Annotated in this window: 17 protein-coding genes; 8 read left to right on the top strand and 9 right to left on the bottom strand. The window is 66.5% G+C overall.

From position 1 onward, the window contains the following. Positions 1-99 precede the first annotated feature (99 nt). Positions 100-339: a hypothetical protein gene (locus B0T44_RS16870; protein WP_077114674.1), complete on the top strand. Its 240-nt coding sequence runs from the start codon at positions 100-102 to the stop codon at positions 337-339. 22 nt (positions 340-361) lie between these two features. On the opposite strand, the gene B0T44_RS16865 is transcribed toward B0T44_RS16870, so the two are convergent. Further along, a complete protein-coding gene (locus B0T44_RS16865; RefSeq protein WP_077114673.1) occupies positions 362-997 on the bottom strand; it encodes a TetR/AcrR family transcriptional regulator in 636 nt (211 codons plus the stop codon). 101 nt (positions 998-1098) lie between these two features. Between B0T44_RS16865 and B0T44_RS16860 the strand changes: the two genes are divergently transcribed. The 4 genes from B0T44_RS16860 to B0T44_RS16845 all read left to right on the top strand — a co-directional run bounded on the left by B0T44_RS16860 (position 1099) and on the right by B0T44_RS16845 (position 6353). After that, positions 1099-2643: a flavin-containing monooxygenase gene (locus tag B0T44_RS16860; RefSeq protein ID WP_077114672.1), complete on the top strand. Its 1545-nt coding sequence runs from the start codon at positions 1099-1101 to the stop codon at positions 2641-2643. Next, the gene (locus B0T44_RS16855; protein ID WP_077114671.1) at positions 2640-3470 is read left to right on the top strand and encodes an SDR family NAD(P)-dependent oxidoreductase; all 831 of its coding nucleotides are present in this window, start codon (positions 2640-2642) and stop codon (positions 3468-3470) included. The genes B0T44_RS16860 and B0T44_RS16855 overlap by 4 nt, the downstream gene beginning before the upstream one ends. Before the next feature lie 31 nt (positions 3471-3501). Continuing rightward, positions 3502-4434: an alpha/beta hydrolase gene (locus B0T44_RS16850; RefSeq protein ID WP_077114670.1), complete on the top strand. Its 933-nt coding sequence runs from the start codon at positions 3502-3504 to the stop codon at positions 4432-4434. Between the two features lie 125 nt (positions 4435-4559). Continuing rightward, positions 4560-6353, top strand: coding sequence for an AMP-dependent synthetase/ligase (locus B0T44_RS16845; protein WP_077114779.1), 1794 nt, complete (start codon positions 4560-4562; stop codon positions 6351-6353). A gap of 66 nt (positions 6354-6419) precedes the next feature. Here B0T44_RS16845 and B0T44_RS16840 read toward each other — a convergent pair whose 3' ends face one another. The 8 genes from B0T44_RS16840 to B0T44_RS16805 all read right to left on the bottom strand — a co-directional run bounded on the left by B0T44_RS16840 (position 6420) and on the right by B0T44_RS16805 (position 14152). Then, complete coding sequence (locus B0T44_RS16840) at positions 6420-7904, bottom strand: MDR family MFS transporter (protein WP_077114669.1); 1485 nt, start codon at positions 7902-7904, stop codon at positions 6420-6422. Between the two features lie 117 nt (positions 7905-8021). Then, positions 8022-8915 carry a glycine betaine ABC transporter substrate-binding protein gene (locus B0T44_RS16835; protein WP_077114668.1) on the bottom strand — a complete coding sequence of 298 codons (894 nt, stop codon included), beginning with the start codon at positions 8913-8915 and terminating at the stop codon, positions 8022-8024. 144 nt (positions 8916-9059) lie between these two features. Continuing rightward, positions 9060-10274, bottom strand: coding sequence for an NAD(P)-dependent malic enzyme (locus tag B0T44_RS16830; RefSeq protein WP_425436770.1), 1215 nt, complete (start codon positions 10272-10274; stop codon positions 9060-9062). 526 nt (positions 10275-10800) lie between these two features. Continuing rightward, positions 10801-11067 carry a hypothetical protein gene (locus tag B0T44_RS16825; protein ID WP_081512230.1) on the bottom strand — a complete coding sequence of 89 codons (267 nt, stop codon included), beginning with the start codon at positions 11065-11067 and terminating at the stop codon, positions 10801-10803. Continuing rightward, on the bottom strand, positions 11064-11918 hold the full coding sequence (locus B0T44_RS16820) for a PHP domain-containing protein (protein WP_077114665.1): 855 nt from the start codon (positions 11916-11918) through the stop codon (positions 11064-11066). The genes B0T44_RS16825 and B0T44_RS16820 overlap by 4 nt, the downstream gene beginning before the upstream one ends. A gap of 127 nt (positions 11919-12045) precedes the next feature. After that, positions 12046-12627, bottom strand: coding sequence for a suppressor of fused domain protein (locus tag B0T44_RS16815; RefSeq protein WP_081512229.1), 582 nt, complete (start codon positions 12625-12627; stop codon positions 12046-12048). Between the two features lie 3 nt (positions 12628-12630). After that, a complete protein-coding gene (locus B0T44_RS16810) occupies positions 12631-13122 on the bottom strand; it encodes a YflT domain-containing protein (protein WP_077114664.1) in 492 nt (163 codons plus the stop codon). An 82-nt stretch (positions 13123-13204) separates the two neighbouring features. Further along, positions 13205-14152 carry an HpcH/HpaI aldolase/citrate lyase family protein gene (locus B0T44_RS16805; protein WP_077114663.1) on the bottom strand — a complete coding sequence of 316 codons (948 nt, stop codon included), beginning with the start codon at positions 14150-14152 and terminating at the stop codon, positions 13205-13207. A gap of 53 nt (positions 14153-14205) precedes the next feature. Here B0T44_RS16805 and B0T44_RS16800 point away from each other — a divergent pair, with 53 nt between their 5' ends. The 3 genes from B0T44_RS16800 to B0T44_RS16790 all read left to right on the top strand — a co-directional run. Continuing rightward, entirely contained in the window at positions 14206-15492 is a 1287-nt protein-coding gene (locus B0T44_RS16800; protein ID WP_077114662.1) for a magnesium transporter MgtE N-terminal domain-containing protein, read from the top strand. Further along, complete coding sequence (locus B0T44_RS16795; protein ID WP_077114661.1) at positions 15485-16117, top strand: DUF1003 domain-containing protein; 633 nt, start codon at positions 15485-15487, stop codon at positions 16115-16117. Before B0T44_RS16800 ends, B0T44_RS16795 begins: the two co-directional genes overlap by 8 nt. A gap of 147 nt (positions 16118-16264) precedes the next feature. Beyond that, positions 16265-16891 (top strand): lytic murein transglycosylase (locus B0T44_RS16790; protein ID WP_254893689.1); only part of this gene is annotated, 627 nt, incomplete at its 3' end.

Raw genomic sequence — 16891 nt, 5'->3', positions numbered from 1 at the left:
TGTGCAACTTCTCCCCAACCTCCCCCTGCACCGTCTCCGCTGTGTTCATAATGCTGTCTGCTCGGGGCAGTAATAGGCATGTGATCTCGAGGAGGCAAAATGTCGGCAACTGTCGACGATCCCGCCAATCCCGGTAAAGATCTGCGTACGACATCCCGGTTGACCGGTGTTCCCGCCAAGCAGGCCCTCGTGGACCTGGCGATCTACGAACTCCTACAGTTTTCCCGGCGCCCCGCCGAACCCGACCACCCGCCTCTCGGCGACGAGTCACGCTTCGACCAGCAAGAACTCGGCGAACACTCGCAGCGGCCGAGCGGCATAGACCAGATGTGGAATTGAGCCTGTTGGCTCCAGGGGGCGTTCAGTCGCGGAATGCGTCGGCCAGCGCCGGGTTGACCGTATTCGTCAGCGCCAATAGTGATTCCATCAGCAGGTCGACGAGTTCGGCTCGGGTGATGGTTTCTTCGCGCAGCCACGACAGCGTGGTCTCTTCGGCGAACGCGATCCAGCCGCGCACCGTGAGCAGCAGCCGGGGCTGGTCTCGTTCTGCGGTCGGGACAGGGGCCGCGGCGAGGATGATGTGCACGATAGCGCTGCGGGTCTGGTCGACCATGGCCGCCAGTTCCGGGTTGGAGCCGGACGGGCCGCGCAGCAGCGCTTGATACGAGGTGCGGCTTTCGCTGGCGTAGTCGACGTAGCGACTCACCGAATCCCGCAGCATTTCCGATAGGCCCAGCGACAGGTCGGGGGTCACCCGCGTCAGTAGTTCGGCGTTGGCTTCGCGGGCGACTTCTAGCTGGAAGTCCTGTTTGGTGGGGAAGTAGTGGAACAGCAGCCCGCGCGAGATTCCGGCTTGGGCGGCGATATCGCTGACGGAGATGTCTTCGAGGGAGCGTTCGCCGAGCATCTCGAGACCCAGCTCGATCAGCTGAGCTCGGCGCTCTTGTGGATTGAGGCGGACTCGCTTGGCTGTTTCGGCTGAACTGGTCCTACGCACGCCCTCATCCTACTGAACGTCGGTCAATAACCTGCTGCCGACCTACTGAACATCGGTCAATACTATTGACCTCCACTCAATAGGGACGTACTCTGCGATATATGAGTCGCAAGGTTACAGACAAAGCTGTCGGCAACCGCCCCGTCCGGCATCTACGGACCATCATCATCGGCAGCGGGTTCGCCGGCCTCGGTCTGGCGATCCGGTTGTCTCAGCAGGGGCGCAACGATTTCCTGGTGCTGGAGCGTGGCCACGACGTCGGGGGCACCTGGCGCGATAACACCTACCCCGGCGCCGCCTGCGACGTGCCGTCACATCTGTACTCGTATTCCTTCGCGCTCAACCCGAACTGGTCGCGCTCCTTCTCCCGGCAGAACGAAATCCAGGGCTACATCCGCAACGTCGCCGAAAAGTACAACGTGCTGGACAAGCACCTGTTCAACTGCGACGTCACCGGGGCAAGGTGGAACAACGAGGACAGCCGCTGGGAGATCGAATCCAGCCAGGGCTCCTTCACCGCCGATACCGTGGTCTCCGCGGTCGGCGCGCTCTGCGAACCCGCGCTACCGGATATCAAGGGCATCAACGACTTCACCGGCGAAATCTTCCACTCCGCCCGCTGGAACCACGACTCCGATCTGGCCGGTAAGCGGGTCGCGATTATCGGCACCGGCGCCTCGGCGATCCAGATCGTGCCCGCCATCGCGCCCAAGGTCGCCCACCTCGACGTCTACCAGCGCACCGCCCCCTGGCTGCTGCCCCGGCTCGACCGCCCCTACCTGCTGCCCGAGCGGCTCGCGTTCAAATACCTGCCCGGTGTGCAGCGCCTGTCCCGCGCCGCCATCTACGCCGCCCGCGAAACCCAGGTCGTCGGCCTGGCGAAGTTCCCTCCGCTGATGCGCGGCATGGAGGCGCTGGCCAAGGCGAAACTGCAGTACGAGATCCGCGACCCGCAACTGCGCGCCAAGGTGACCCCGAACTTCCGGATCGGCTGCAAACGCATGCTGATCTCCAACGATTACTACCCCGCCCTGAGCCGCGACAACGTCGACGTGGTGACCGACGGGATCGCCGAGGTGCGCGAAAACGCCATCGTCACCAAGGACGGCACCGTCCGCGAGGTCGACGCCATCATCGTGGCCACCGGCTTCCACGTCACCGACTCGCCGACCTACAACACCATCGCCGGTAAGGACGGACGCACCCTGTCGGAGGTGTTCGACGCGATCGGCCAGCAAGGCTACAAAGGTTCCGCGATCGCCAACTTCCCGAACATGTTCTTCCTGCTCGGCCCCAACGTGGGACTGGGCCACACGTCGATGGTGTACATGATCGAATCGCAGATCAACTACATCTCCGACGCGCTGGCCACCTTCGATCGGCTCGGCCTGCGTACCGTTGAGGTCCGCCGCGAAGTGCAGGACGCATTCAACGCCGAATTGCAAGCCAAGCTCGTCAAGAGCGTCTGGAATACCGGCGGCTGCGCCAGCTGGTACCTGGACAAGCACGGCAACAACACCACCCTGTGGCCGGATTTCACCTTCGAATTCCGTAGGCTCACCAAGAAATTCGATGTCGCCGCCTACGAGACGACCACCGTCGGCGACACCACCTCCCCTGATCTGAAAGTGGTGACCGCACAGTGAGCAACGACGGCTACTTCCGCGGCAAAGTTTGCGTGATCACCGGGGCCGGTTCCGGTATCGGCCGGGCGCTGGCGATCAACCTGGCCCGCCGCGGCGCGAAGCTGGCACTGTCGGATATCGACGCAGACGGTCTCGCCGAAACCGTGCACAGCTGCGAGGAGCTCGGTGCGCAGGTGAAATCCGATCGGCTCAATGTGGCCGAGCGGGAAGCAGTGCTTGCCTACGCCGATGCGGTGAAGGCGCATTTCGGCGTGGTGCACCAGGTGTACAACAACGCCGGTATCGCCCACCACGGCGATGTGGACAAGACCGAGTTCAAGGATTTCGATCGGGTGATGGATGTCGACTTCTGGGGAGTCGTCAACGGCACCAAGGCTTTTCTGCCGCATCTGATCGAATCCGGCGCCGGTCATGTGGTGAACGTGTCCAGCCTGTTCGGGCTGCTGGCGGTCCCGGGGCAGAGCGCGTACAACTCGGCGAAGTTCGCGGTGCGCGGTTTCACCGAGGCATTGCGCCAGGAGATGATCGTCGGCCGCAAGCCGGTGCAGGTGACCTGTGTGCATCCGGGCGGGATCAAGACCGCCGTGGCCCGCAGCGCCACCTACGCCGAGGGAATCGACGGTAAGAACGCCAGCTCGATGTTCGACAAATACCTGGCCATCCACTCCCCGGAGATGGCGGCGCAGACGATCGTCGACGGTGTGCGCAAAGGTCGCGGCCGGGTGCTGATCGGCTGGGAGGCCACGCTGCTCGATCTGTTCGTGCGGGCGATCCCGTCGACCTATCAGCGCATCGCGGCCAACGTCGAACGACGCTTCCTACCCTGATCGCTCGGCCTGCCCTGCTCGAAAGAAGAATATGCGCGATATCGCGATCCCGTTGCCGATCGCACGGGCCCTGCTGAACCCGTTCTACCGGGTCGGTTTGAACGAACGGCTACCGTGGCGGGCGCAGCGGGCACTGCTCGATATCGGTTCCCGGCTGCAACCTGTCCCGTCCGGCACGGTCGTGCATCGCCTGCGCCTGGGTGGCCGCCCTGCCGAACGGCACGGCACGGCGGCCAGCGACTCCTCCGCGGCGGTGCTGTATCTGCACGGCGGCGGGTATGCGGTCGGTTCGACGGCCACCCACCGTTCGCTCACCGCACGGCTGGCGCACCAGACCGGCGTCCCCGTCTACTCGCTGGACTATCGGCTGGCCCCGGAGCACCCGTTCCCGGCCGCGCTCGACGATGCGGAGGCAGCGTTTGTGGAACTGGTCGACGGCCTCGGCCTGTCCCCGAGCCGGATCGCCATCGCCGGTGATTCCGCCGGTGGCGGGCTGTCGCTGGCCACCGCGCAACGCCTGATCGCCCGGCACGGGTACACCCCGGCCGCGCTCGGGCTGATCGCACCGTGGGCCGACCCGAATCAGATTCCCGATCGGCACCGCGACCTGGTCATCAGCAAGCCATGGTCACGAGCCTGCGCTGAGGCGTATCTGGGCGGCGGCGACAACACCGATCCCGGTTACGCACCGCTGCGCGGGATGCTGCATGGCCTGCCGCCGACCTATGTTCAGGTCGATACCGGCGAGCTGTTGCACAGCCAGTGCATCGAGTTGGCCGCGGCCCTGCGCGCGGCCGGTGTGACGGTCGCGTTCACCGAGAGCAGCGGGCTATGGCATGTGGCGCAGTTGCAGGCCGCACTGGTCGGGTCTGCGTCCTCGATTCTTCGGGAGCTGGCCGATTTTCTGTGCGAAGCCATATCTGGTGAAGCCATACCTGAGGCGCATCTTCGCGACCTAGGATGATCACTGACCGGCTTTGTTCGCGCGGGCCGGAGCGCGGACCGGAGCCGGTAACGGGTGGTCGAAGTCACGGCCCCTCCGCGGGTGCCGTAAATTACTGACGAGTTAACCCACGTGGAAGGGCCATGATGCGAGAGTTCGAAGCTCCGGCTTCCTACACCATTCCCGAGGACGCCAATAATTCCGACGGCGTCTTCCGCCATGCCCAGGAATCGCCGAACGCGGTGCTGTTCAACATCCCCGATGGCAAGGGCGGCTGGCAGGATGTGACGGCGACACAGTTCGCCAGGACCGTCACCGACGTGGCGAAAGGTCTCATCGCCTCCGGTATCGAGCTCGGCGACCGGGTGGCGATCATGGCACCCACCCGCTACGAATGGGTCGTCCTCGACTTCGCCACCTGGGCCGCGGGCGGCTGCACCGTGGCCATCTACGACAGCTCGTCGGCCGAGCAGGCCAAGTGGATCCTGCAAGACTCCGCCACCAAACTGCTGGTCGTCGACAACGCCAAACATCGCGCCGTGATCGACGAGATCGGTGAAGGCGCGCTGCCCGACCTGCGCGAGACGCTGCAGTTCGATACCGGCGCGATCGAGGAGATCATCGGCCGCGGCTCCGACCTCGACGACGAGGCCGTGCACAACCGCCGCAGCCAGGTCGTTGCCGCCTCCCCGGCCACCCTGATCTACACCTCCGGCACCACCGGCAGACCCAAGGGCGTCATGCTCAGCCATGCCAACCTGTATGCCGAATCGAAGTCGGACCGGATCGCGCTGGGTAAGTACGTCGCACCGGGCAAAAAGACCCTGATGTTCCTGCCGCTGGCGCACGTGTTCGCCCGCGCTGTCGGCCTAGCCGCGTTCGACGCCAAGGTCACCGTGGCCCACACCTCCGACTGGACGACCCTGGTGCAGCAGTTCGCCGAGCACAAGCCGCACTTCGTGCTCTCGGTGCCGCGAGTGTTCGAAAAGGTGTACAACGGCGCCAAGCAGAAGGCACACGACGAGGGCAAGGGCAAGATCTTCGACGCCGCCGCCGACACCGCCATCGCCTACAGCCAGGCGCTGGAGACCGGTGGCCCCGGCCTGGTGCTCAAGCTCAAGCATGCGCTGTTCGACAAGCTGGTCTACGGCAAGCTGCGCGCCGCGCTCGGCGGCAACTGCGAGGCCGCGGTGTCCGGCGGCGGCCCGCTGGGAGCACGCCTCGGTCACTTCTTCCGCGGTGTCGGCGTCACCATCTACGAGGGCTACGGCCTCACCGAAACCACCGCCGCCGTCTCGGTGAACACCCCCGAGCACATCCGGGTCGGCTCCGTCGGCCGCCCGATCGAGGGGCATGCCGCCCGGATCGCCGAGGACGGCGAGCTGCTGCTGCGCGGTTCGGTGGTATTCGACGGCTACTGGGGTAACGCCGAGGCCACCGAGGAGGCGTTCGACGACGGCTGGTTCAAGACCGGCGACCTGGCCACCCTGGACGCGGACGGCTTCATCACCATCACCGGCCGCAAGAAGGAGATCATCGTCACCGCCGGCGGCAAGAACGTCTCCCCGTCGCTGCTAGAGGATTCGCTGCGGGCACATCCGCTGATCAGCCAGGTGATGGTGGTCGGCGACGCCAAACCGTTCGTCGCCGCGCTGGTGACTCTGGACCCGGAGGCGCTGCCCGGCTGGAAGGAACGCAACGGTCTCGCCGCGGACACCCCGATCGAACAGGTGGTGGAGCACCCGAGCCTGGTCGCCGAGATCGATGCCGCGGTTGCCGAGACCAACAAGCAAGTCTCCAAGGCCGAGCAGATCAAGAAGACCCGGATCCTGACCGTCGACTGGACTCAGGAAACCGGTGAGCTCACCCCGAAGATGTCGCTCAAGCGTGCCGTGGTGATGAAGCAGTACGCCGCCGAGGTCGACAAGATCTACAGCTGATCGCCTGGACGAAGACGCCGGTAGCGAACGGATTCGCTACCGGCGCCTTCGTGTGTCATGCCCGGCTCAAGGAGTCAGGGATTCGGTCTTCGCTCGCTCCACGGGCGGCGTCGCTCCGGTTCGGGCAGATACCCCGTGCCGCACGAACAGGAACGAAGCCACCGCGCCCGCCAACAGGAACAAAGCGGGCAGATAGGTGGATTCCTCTAGCGCCGAGCTGAACGCAGCCTTGACCGGTTCCGGGATGGCGGTTGCGCCCACACCTTCCCCGACCGGGGCCTCGCCGAGGCCGCCTGCGTTCATGCGGGCGGCGACCAGGGCGCTGATCGCGGCGCTGCCGAGTACCGCACCCACCTGACGGGTCGTGTTGTACACACCCGCGCCCGCGCCCGCACGCTGCACCGGCAGATTATGGGTGGCGGTGGTCGCCAGCGGCGACCAGATGCAGGAGTTGGCGAAACCGGCCAGACCTCCCGCTACCAGGAACCAGACCAGCGCAGAGTCCGGCGTCATCAACTTCGCGAACCACATCACCGACAACGCGAACAAGGTGAACCCGGCGGCGGGAATCAAACGCGGATGCATCCGGTCGCTGAGCTTGCCGATGAACGGCGCGCAGATACCGGTCACAATCGCCATCGGTGCGAAGACCAGCGCCGACTCGGTTGGCGTCAATTCCCGCACAGCTTGCAGGTAGAAGTAGGTCGGTATCATCACCGCCGTCGACGCCGCGCCCATTGTCGCGATAGCAAGATTCGACAACGCGAAGTTGCGTTCCCGGAACAGGCCGAGCGGCACCAACGGCTCCCCGGTATTGCGGGCCTGATTCACCAGGAATACCGCGAGCACAACCACACCGGCGCCGATCAGCAGCCAGATCCGCAACGACCAGTCGTAGGTATTGCCTTCCTGGATGCCGAATACGAGCAAGAACATGCCGACCGCGCTGAGTACGACACCGGGGATATCGAACTTGTGCTGATTGGTGGGCAGCGCCGGAACCAGCCATACGGCCAACGCGAACGCGAAGATCCCAACCGGGACGTTGACGATGAAAATCCATTCCCAGCCGAGCCCATCGACCAGCACACCGCCGAGGATCGGGCCGACCAGCGTGGCCAGGCCCGCGACACCGCCCCACAGTCCCATGGCCGCCCCGCGCCGGTCCGGCGGGAAGGTGCGGGTGATGACCGCCATGGTCTGTGGGGTCATCAACGCCGCGCCGAGGCCTTGGACTGCGCGCGCCGCGATCAACATGGCGATCGTGCCCGACAGCCCACACCACAGCGACGCGGCAGTGAAGACTGCGAGCCCGAGCAGATAGACGTTCCTGGGGCCGAAGCGGTCGCCGAGCCGTCCGGTCACCAGCAGCGGCACAGCGTAGCCGAGCAGGTAGGCGCTGGTCACCCAGATGACGGCGTCGATATCGGTGTGCAGGCTCTGCATAATGGCCGGGTTGGCGACCGCGACGATCGTCGTATCCAACAGGATCATGAAGAACCCGATGACCAGCGCGAATAACGCCAGCCATGGATTACGTTGAGAAGACATCGTTTCCGTTCCTGATCGGAGGCACCCGAGACGCCGGGTTCGGTAGCGCCAGGTCAGCTGGGAACCGTGGTGCGTCCTGTGATCCAACGTCATCTGCCTGGGTGGCGATTCTCCCCGCTACAGGCCGTGGGCGTCCAGCCAGGTGCGTGCGAGCTCCGCCGGGTCGGCCGCATCGTCGCGGACCCGGCGCACCATGGTCAGCAGTTCGTCGGTGGTGAGTTCACCGGCGACATAGTTGAGTTTTTCCCACTGCCGTTCACCGAGCACATTCTTGCGGACCAGGGCCAGTACATTCTGGGCGGGCAAAGCGTATTCGTCGTCGGACAGCACGGTCAGCCCTGCCCCGCCGCCGGGCATCAGTTCGGCGGGACCGGTGAGTACGCCCGCCTGGGCCCGGCCCTCGGTGAGGGCGCGACGCAGTTCACCTGCATCGGGCAGCGTCAGGGTCGCGGCGAATTCGCAGCCGTCGATATCCGCCGCGGGCGCGGGCAGCGTGAGCAAGCCGGATACCGGGGCGACGGCCACGGTGAAGGCCGGGCAATGCGGCAGCAGATCGTCGATCGAGCCGATGCGGTACTGCCCGGCGGCCGCGTCGGTGAGCACCACCCGTGGGCGCAGATCGGTGCCGTCGGCGGCGTCGGAGACCACCAGTCCCGGCGGGAGCGACCCGTACAACGCTTCGGTCACCTTGTCGACGGTCCCGTCCTCGCTGTCGGCGCCGAGCGCGGCCAGCAGCGCGCCGTTGTGCTCGCCGACCAGCGTCACCTCGGCCGCGTCCAACACCGCCAGATAGTCGGCGCGGCCGCCCAGATCCGGTCGCACTGCGGTGACGATGCCGGTGCGCGCCAGCGCCTGCGCGTAAACCTCGGCAAGCACGCGTGATTCCGCCGAGTCCCCCGCACCCACCACGACCGGCGCGGGCGCATCATCACTTCCACAGGACACTGCCAGCGCGGCAGCCGCGGCGACAAGGACTCGGGCCAGCATCCGCCTCGACGCAGCCAGCACCATCCGGCGACACCAACTCTCCGTTAACCAGCGGGGCACCCATCAGGGCGGTATGGACGTCACAGAATGTACCGGTGCCTGCGAGCGCACCGATACCGGCTCAGACCCGGAACCGGACGCCCCGCTGGTTCGTCAGCTGACTACTGCTCAGGCAACGCCTTCGGCGCGGGCCACGGCGGCGACGGCGTCGGCGACCGCAGGCGCGACGCGCGGGTCGAGCGGGCTCGGCACGATCTTGTCGACGGCCAGCTCATCGGCGACGACACCGAGGATCGCGTCGGCGGCGGCGATCTTCATCCCCTCGGTGATCCGGCGCGCCCCCGCGTCGAGAGCGCCCTTGAAGACGCCAGGGAAGGCGAGCACGTTGTTGATCTGGTTCGGGAAGTCGCTGCGGCCGGTGGCGACGATCGACGCGTACTTGGCGGCCACATCGGGGTGGATCTCCGGATCCGGGTTCGACATGGCGAACACGATCGACTCCGGCGCCATCGACGCAATGAGCTCTTCCGGGATCTTTCCGGCGGACAGGCCGAGGAACACATCGGCACCGGCCAGCGCGTCGGCGGCGGAACCGGAAAGCCCGCGCGGATTGGTGCGCTGCGCCAGCTCGGACTTCACTTCGTTGAGGTCGAGCCGCTCACGGCCGATGATGCCCCGCGAGTCGAGCACGGTGACGTCCTTGATGCCTGCAGCGAGCAGGATATTGGTGCAGGCCACGCCTGCCGCGCCCGCACCGGACACCACGACCTTCAGGTCGGCGGGGTTGCGGCCCTGCACCTTGGCCGCACCGTTGAGCGCCGCCAGCACCACGATGGCGGTGCCGTGCTGGTCGTCGTGCATCACCGGGCAGTCCAGTGCCTCAACAACCCGCTTCTCGATCTCGAAGCAGCGGGGCGCGGAGATGTCTTCCAGGTTGACCGCACCGAAGCTGGGCCGCAGCCGGACCAGCGTTTCCACGATCTCGTCCACGTCGGTGGTGTCGAGCACGAGCGGAATGGAGTCGAGCCCGGCGAACTTCTTGAACAGTGCCGCCTTGCCCTCCATCACCGGCAGCGAGGCGCGCGGGCCGATATTGCCGAGGCCGAGCACCGCGGTGCCGTCGCTGACCACCACGACCAGCCGGTCGGTCCAGGTGTAGCGCTTAACCAGCGCCGCATCCTCCGCGATCGCGCGACTGACCTGCGCGACACCGGGGGTGTAGGCGATCGATAGGTCGCGCTGGGTGTCCAGCGGCGAGCTGAGCTCTACCGACAGCTTGCCGCCGAGGTGACCGGCGAAGATCTCCTCATGAGTGATCGCCGTCAGATCAGCGGCCTCATTTTTGCTGGCAGTGGCATTCGGTGCGTCAGTCACAGGTGACACGATTTCACTCCTGCTCGGTACGGTCGCAACCGGGGGACGGTTACCGCCGGGTATTGGGTGTTAGGTGCGTCATAACGCTCATCGGGTGCGCTGACCGGCATGTTTCCGGTGGGAGTCGATCCGCCGCGTACTCGCCGAAACGAGGTGAATACGAAGGCTCGGGGTAGCACTGATCCGGTGCAGCGGGAGCCGGACGGGTGGGCCCGGTAGAACTCGAGAGCAGGGCCGTCACCGGTCACGATGGTGCGTCGTGCAGCGGTAACAGCCGGTTATCCCCTGCCCGGCGGTGGCAACGGTCGGGAATCCGCAACATTCTGCCAGCTACCTCGGTCGATTTCCAAACCGGGCGCCTCATGCGTGTTGTGTTCGGTGTCGGTCCTGCCATCGACTCAGGGTAGGGCGCTGGAGTTATCCCCACGTAAGAAGAAACGCGCAGGAGGTTGCGCCTCGGAGGTGAGCTGTCACTCCCCCGCACCTTCCCGGCTGTGAGCCCCTGCCCGGCGTCCCACTCGAGGCAGGGTTCTCCTCAGCCCCACCATTGGGTCCAGAGTAGAACCCCAGCCGCCAACACCACCGCGGCGGAAGCGGCGAAAGCGGCCGCACCGCGTTGCCGATCCGAAAACACCTGCGCCGCAATAGCTATCGCCGCAATTACCACATGCCAGATCACCGAAACCCCGCCCGGCCCGGGAAACCCACGCCGCGCACCGAGAAACGCGGCACCCACCACGACGAACGCGAGCAACACCACCCCGGCGGCGACGATCCCGCTTATTCCGCGCGCCAATTTCACGAGCCGACCACCGGCACCCCGGTCGCGCGGCCGACCAGTTTCTCGAACTGCGCCGGATCGGTGGTGCATTCGCCGAGCCGGAGGGTTTTGTTGGTGCCGTGGTAGTCCGACGAGCCGGTGGTGAGCAGCCCGAGATCGGCAGCGAGCTCCTGCAACAGCAGCCGATCGGCTCGGCTGTGGTCGGGGTGATCGACCTCTAGCCCGCCGAGCCCGGCGCCCGCCAGCTCCCTGACCTCGTCCAGCGCCAACAGCCGGCCGCGCTTGCGGGCGCGGGCGTGAGCGACCACACTCACCCCGCCCGCAGCAGCGATCATCTCCACCGCGCGACGCAACGGTGTATCGGCCTTTTCCACGTAATAACGCCCGCGCGGGGCGAGCAGTTCGACGAACGCCGCGTCCACCGATGCCACTACACCGGCCGCGACCAGCGCGCGGGCCAGATGCGGGCGCCCCGCCGACGGGCCTGCCGAGGCCAGTACCGCGACCGGGTCGATGGGCAGACCGTCGGCCGCCATGCGCTCGGCCATCGCCCGCAACCGTTCGGTGCGTTCGGCCCGCAGCCGCTCACGCTCCTGCGCGAAACTGCGGTCGGCGGGATCGAACAGATAGGCCAGCAGATGCACCGCCACCGGCCAGCCGTCGTCGCCGCGGCCGACGCACGACATCTCCATACCCCGCACCAAGGTCAGCCCCGCAGGCCGGGCCGCAACCGCCTCGGCCCACCCCGAGGTGGTGTCGTGGTCGGTGATCGCGACGACGTCCAGACCGGCCTCGGCCGCCTTGCGCACCAGCTCGGCCGGGGTGTCGGTGCCGTCTGATGCGGTGGAATGGGTATGCAGATCGATGCGCACGCCCTCCAGTTTGGCAGTGCGCCGTCAGCGGACCATCAGATGCACCCACCAGATACGCCGACGGAGCATTCGTCAGCGAACCGCCAGGTGCGCCGTCAGCGGGCTGTCAGGGTGACCGCCCCGGCTGTCACAACTGCGCGACTCCCCGCCGCGGGTCACGCACATCGATCCCCGCTTCGGCCCACGCGTCGCGCAGCGCCTGGGCGCCCCTGACCCGCACCCACGCGGCCTCGGTGGCGGTCACCGGGGCAACGCTGAAATATCGCACCGGCTCGGCGGGTTCGGGCAGCCGGATCTCCGGAATATCACTCGCGCCGAGCAGTACCGCGGTGAACGGGGCATCCCGCCACAGTGGCTCGCCCAGATCGAGCAGGGCATCCTCTTGCAGCACAACGCCTTCCACCGCGGGTGCGGCGACAAGTACGCCGAGCGATTTGGCCAAACCGGAACTCGCGCCGACGCCCGCGCGCAAGGTCAGCACCAGCTCGGCGCGCGGCCCACGCACCGGGTCGGCGAGGACCTCGGCGGGGTCGCCCATCGGATGCCGCGAACCGCCCAGCGTCGCGTAATGCACCAGATCGTCGGATGCGATGCGCAGGATCTCGATCGATTCCAGCCCGAGGAAGGTCACCGAGGCGGCATCGACAGCGGAGGAGTCAACACCGAAGTGCCGCAGCACCCCGCCGCGTACCTGTTCGACCACGTCCATCGCCTAGATGGCCAGCCGGGCGAGCAGGTCCCGCGCCTGCTCGGCGGTTCTGGGATCGCACAGCACGTCGTAGCGGCCCGCGACCAACTGCATGGTCGAGGCGAAATCGCGCTGCCCGCGGGTCGCCGCATACGGGATGGTGGCGGAGATCAGCCCGAAGATGATGCCGCCGATCAGGCCGACCAGCAGCGGACCGAAGGCACTTCCTGCGGTGAACAGGCTCAGCAGCAGCCCGAGGAACAACCCGAGCCACGCGCCGGACACGATACCGCCGCCGATGACCTTGCCCCAGTTCAACCGGTAAAGAACTCGCTCGACCTGCATCAGGTCCACTCCGACGATGGTCACGTTCTGCACCGGGAACTGGTTGTCGGCCAGATAGTCTACGGCCCGCTGCGCCTCGGCATAGGTCGGGTACGAGCCGACCGGCCAGCCCGACGGGGGTGTCGGCAGGTTCTGCCTACCGCGATTGGCGTTCCCCAAGGGATTCGTCATGACTCCATTCTGCTATCCGATGCGGCCGCGACGCTGCAGCTGTGTCCGGTCCATCATCGGTATGCGGCCGCATATCAGTGGTTCACGCCGGCGGCGGGGTGAAAACAGAGGTGCGTTTCATACCGGCGGCCCGGCCCTTTTCCGCGATCACCGCAGCCATCTTGGCGCTGGCTTCGTCGATCATCTCCTCGCCGAGCATGACCGCGCCGCGGGCACCGCCTGCCGCCGAGGTGTGGTACGCGTAGGCGTCGAGGATCAGTTCGGCCCGGTCGTAATCGTCTTGACGCGGACTGAAGATCTCGTTGGCCGCGTCCACCTGACTCGGATGCAGCACCCATTTGCCGTCGAAACCCAGAGCCGCGGTGCGGGCGGCGGCGCGGCGAAATCCGTCGAGGTCGCGGATCTGCAGATAGGGGCCGTCGATGGCCTGCAGGCCGTGTGCGCGGGCGGTGAGCAGGATGGTCATCAGAATGTGATGGTAGGCGTCGCCGGGCTGGTAGCCCTCCGGCTGTTCACCGACCACCAGGGTGCGCATGTTGATGCTGGCCATGAAATCGGCCGGACCGAACACCAGTGCCTGTACCCGGGGACTGGCGGTGGCGATCTGGTCGATATTGCGCAAACCGAGCGCATTCTCGATCTGTGGTTCGATGCCGATGTGGCCGGGTTCCAGGCCGTTGGCCTGTTCCAGCTGGGTCAGCAGCAGATCCAGCGCGCGCACCTGACCGGCGTCGGTGGTCTTCGGCAGCAAGATGGCATCGAGGGCGGTGCCTGCGCCGTCGACGACCGAGATCACGTCGGCGTAGGTCCAGGCGGTGGTCCAATCGTTGACCCGGACCACCTTCAGCTGATCACCCCAGCCGGAATCGTTCAGTGCAGCAACAATATTCGCCCGCGCCGCGGCTTTTGCTCCCGGCGCGACGGCGTCCTCCAGGTCGAGGAACACCTCGTCGACCGGCAACCCTTTGGCTTTTTCGATCATCTTCGGGTTGCTACCCGGCACGGCGAGCACGGATCGGCGCGGCTTCATCAACTCTCCTTCTCGTCGGCCCTGGTCGGCCCGAACCCTCTAGCCTGACAGTCATGGCAGCTACCAGGGTGTACGTCGCCAGGCTGGCCGGCCTGGCGGTGCTCGGTCCGGATGGGGAGTCTATCGGCCGGATACGCGATGTCGTGGTGGCCATTCGCTACGACCGGCAGCAGCCACGGGTCCACGGGCTGGTGGTCGAGTTACCGACACGGCGGCGGATCTTCGTGCCGATGCTGCGGGTGACCTCGATCGAACCGCGCATGGTCGCCCTCAATACCGGCACGGTCAGCTTGCGCCGGTTCGCGCAGCGGCCAGGCGAGTTGCTGGCCTTGGCGCAGATCGTGGATTCCGCCGTCCGCGTCGACGACCCTGACCTGCCCGATCTGACCGGGGTCGACGTGTTCGTGGTCGATCTGGGGATCGAGCAGACCCGGACCAGGGACTGGCGGTTATCGCGGGTCGCGGTACGCGGGCATCGACGGCTTGGTAGGCGGCGCACCGTGCACGTGGTGGATTGGTTGCAAGTCAGCGGGCTGACACCGTATGAAATCGGTAGGCCCGGGCAGGATGTCACCACCTTGCTGGAGCAGTTCGAAGGACTGCGTGCGGCCGATGTCGCGTATCGGCTGCGGGAACTGCCGGAGAAGCGGCGCGTCGAAGTGGCGGTCGCACTGGACGACGAGCGGCTCGCGGATGTCATCCAGGAGCTGTCCTCCGACGAGCAGGTGGGTCTACTCGGCAAACTCGAGGTGGAACGCGCCGCCGATGTCCTGGACGCTATGGACCCCGACGACACCGCCGACCTGCTCGGCGGGCTGCCGGAAAACGAGGCCGAAGCGCTGCTGGCGCTGATGGATCCGCAGGAGTCCGAGCCGGTCCGCAGGCTGCTCGAGCATTCTCCCGATACCGCGGGCGGCCTGATGACACCGCGACCGGTGGTACTCACCCCATCGACCACCGTCGCCGAAGCGCTGGCCCGAGTGCGCAACCCCGACCTGACGCCGGCGTTGGCGTCGATGGTGTTCGTGGTCCGGCCGCCCACCGCAACGCCGACCGGCCGCTACCTCGGCTGTGTGCATCTCCAGCAGTTGCTGTGCGAACCGCCGGCGCATCTGGTGGGCGGCCTGCTCGACTCCGATCTGGCTACGCTGCGGCCCGAGGTACCGCTCGCCGCGGTCACCCGGTATTTCGCCACCTACAACCTGGTGTGTGGACCGGTGGTCGATGCGCAGGGGCATCTGCTCGGCGCGGTGAGTGTCGACGATGTGCTCGACCATCTGCTGCCCGCGGGCTGGCGCGAAGAAGACGAACTGCACGAGGGAGTCGGCAGTCATGACTGATAAGGGCACGGTGAGCCGGGCCGCCACGGCCGCCCGGCAACGGCTGGAGACGCCGGTCGAGTCGCGGTTCCGGTTCGACTGGGACGCCGAGGCATTGGCGCGCGGCAGCGAACGGATAGCCCGTTTTCTCGGTACCGGGCGGTATCTGGCGTTGCAGACGGTGGTGGTGGTCGTCTGGATCCTGTTGAACGTTTTCGTGATCGCGCTGCGCTGGGATCCGTATCCGTTCATCCTGCTCAACCTGGCTTTCTCCACCCAGGCCGCCTACGCGGCGCCGCTGATCCTGCTGGCGCAGAACCGCCAGGACAACCGTGACCGGGTGTCACTGGAGGAGGATCGGTTGCGGGCCGCACAAACCAAGGCCGACACCGAATTCCTGGCCCGCGAACTGGCCGCATTGCGGATCGCGGTCGGCGAGGTGGCCACTCGTGATTATCTGCGGCGCGAACTCGACGAAATGCGCGACGTGCTGGACCGGATCGAGGCCGCGAATATGCCGGGCACAGAGATAGCCTCGGACAAAACCAAGCATATCGAGCGAAAAACCGAACGCAGCAAATCCGCGGGCCGAAAGCAGCCGCGGGTTCCGGCTTCCCCGTCCAGCGGCGATCCAGCCGATGATTGACCCGGAAATCCCCGACACTGTACTGACTGCTGGGTAACCTGGATCACGTTGTCCTGAGCGGGTGACCGGTCGAATGTCCGAGACAGCTTGCTCACCAGCGACGTAGAGGATTGGTGCGGCCGAATGCGGATACCTACACCGATAGCGATGTCTGCTCTAGTGGTGGCGGGCCTGGTGGCCAGCGGTTCGGCGACCAACACCGTGACCTCGTCCGCCCCGCCCGAAGCCCCGGAGTCGCTGCTCACCACCGACCGCGACGGCACTACCGAAAACAACACTGCCAACGCCACCACCAGCGAAGAGCCGGTGACCCAGACACTGGGCATGTTGCCTGTCTCTCCCCAGCCTCCGCGTAACCTCCGGGCTTTGAGCCCACCCGCCGACGGGATCCCGCTGTTCGCGGGCACTGTTCCGCTGCACACCCTCACACTGCCCGCCGCGGGCAACGCACTCGGCATACCGGAGATCGTGCTCGCCGCCTACCGCAATGCCGAACTGGCGCTGGAGTCATCGATGCCGGGCTGCGGCCTGACCTGGAACCTGCTGGCGGGCATCGGGCGGATCGAATCCGGGCACGCGGGCAACGGCCGCACCGACGCCGCGGGGACCACCCTCACCCCGATCTTCGGTCCCGCGCTGGACGGCACCCTGCCCGGGAACGAGATCATCCGGGCCGCCGACGGCAGCTATGTGCGCGCGCTCGGCCCGATGCAGTTCCTGCCGAGCACCTGGAGCCGCTACGCCGCCGACGGCAACGGAGACGGGGTCGCCGAC

Origin of the sequence: Nocardia donostiensis (assembly GCF_002081715.1) — a bacterium.
GTDB lineage: Bacteria > Actinomycetota > Actinomycetes > Mycobacteriales > Mycobacteriaceae > Nocardia > Nocardia donostiensis.
Note: the sequence above shows the minus strand (reverse complement) of the source record. Positions and strands in the feature narration are given on the sequence as shown.

Bases quoted from the DNA above. Each gene is read 5' to 3' on its own strand.
- B0T44_RS16840 (WP_077114669.1), bottom strand. From the start codon at position 7,904: ATGTCTTCTCAACGTAATCCATGGCTGGCGTTATTCGCGCTGGTCATC.
- B0T44_RS16815 (WP_081512229.1), bottom strand. From the start codon at position 12,627: ATGGACGTGGTCGAACAGGTACGCGGCGGGGTGCTGCGGCACTTCGGT.
- B0T44_RS16800 (WP_077114662.1), top strand. From the start codon at position 14,206: ATGGCAGCTACCAGGGTGTACGTCGCCAGGCTGGCCGGCCTGGCGGTG.
- B0T44_RS16835 (WP_077114668.1), bottom strand. From the start codon at position 8,915: ATGGTGCTGGCTGCGTCGAGGCGGATGCTGGCCCGAGTCCTTGTCGCC.
- B0T44_RS16805 (WP_077114663.1), bottom strand. From the start codon at position 14,152: ATGAAGCCGCGCCGATCCGTGCTCGCCGTGCCGGGTAGCAACCCGAAG.
- B0T44_RS16850 (WP_077114670.1), top strand. From the start codon at position 3,502: ATGCGCGATATCGCGATCCCGTTGCCGATCGCACGGGCCCTGCTGAAC.
- B0T44_RS16810 (WP_077114664.1), bottom strand. From the start codon at position 13,122: ATGACGAATCCCTTGGGGAACGCCAATCGCGGTAGGCAGAACCTGCCG.
- B0T44_RS16845 (WP_077114779.1), top strand. From the start codon at position 4,560: ATGCGAGAGTTCGAAGCTCCGGCTTCCTACACCATTCCCGAGGACGCC.
- B0T44_RS16795 (WP_077114661.1), top strand. From the start codon at position 15,485: ATGACTGATAAGGGCACGGTGAGCCGGGCCGCCACGGCCGCCCGGCAA.
- B0T44_RS16860 (WP_077114672.1), top strand. From the start codon at position 1,099: ATGAGTCGCAAGGTTACAGACAAAGCTGTCGGCAACCGCCCCGTCCGG.
- B0T44_RS16870 (WP_077114674.1), top strand. From the start codon at position 100: ATGTCGGCAACTGTCGACGATCCCGCCAATCCCGGTAAAGATCTGCGT.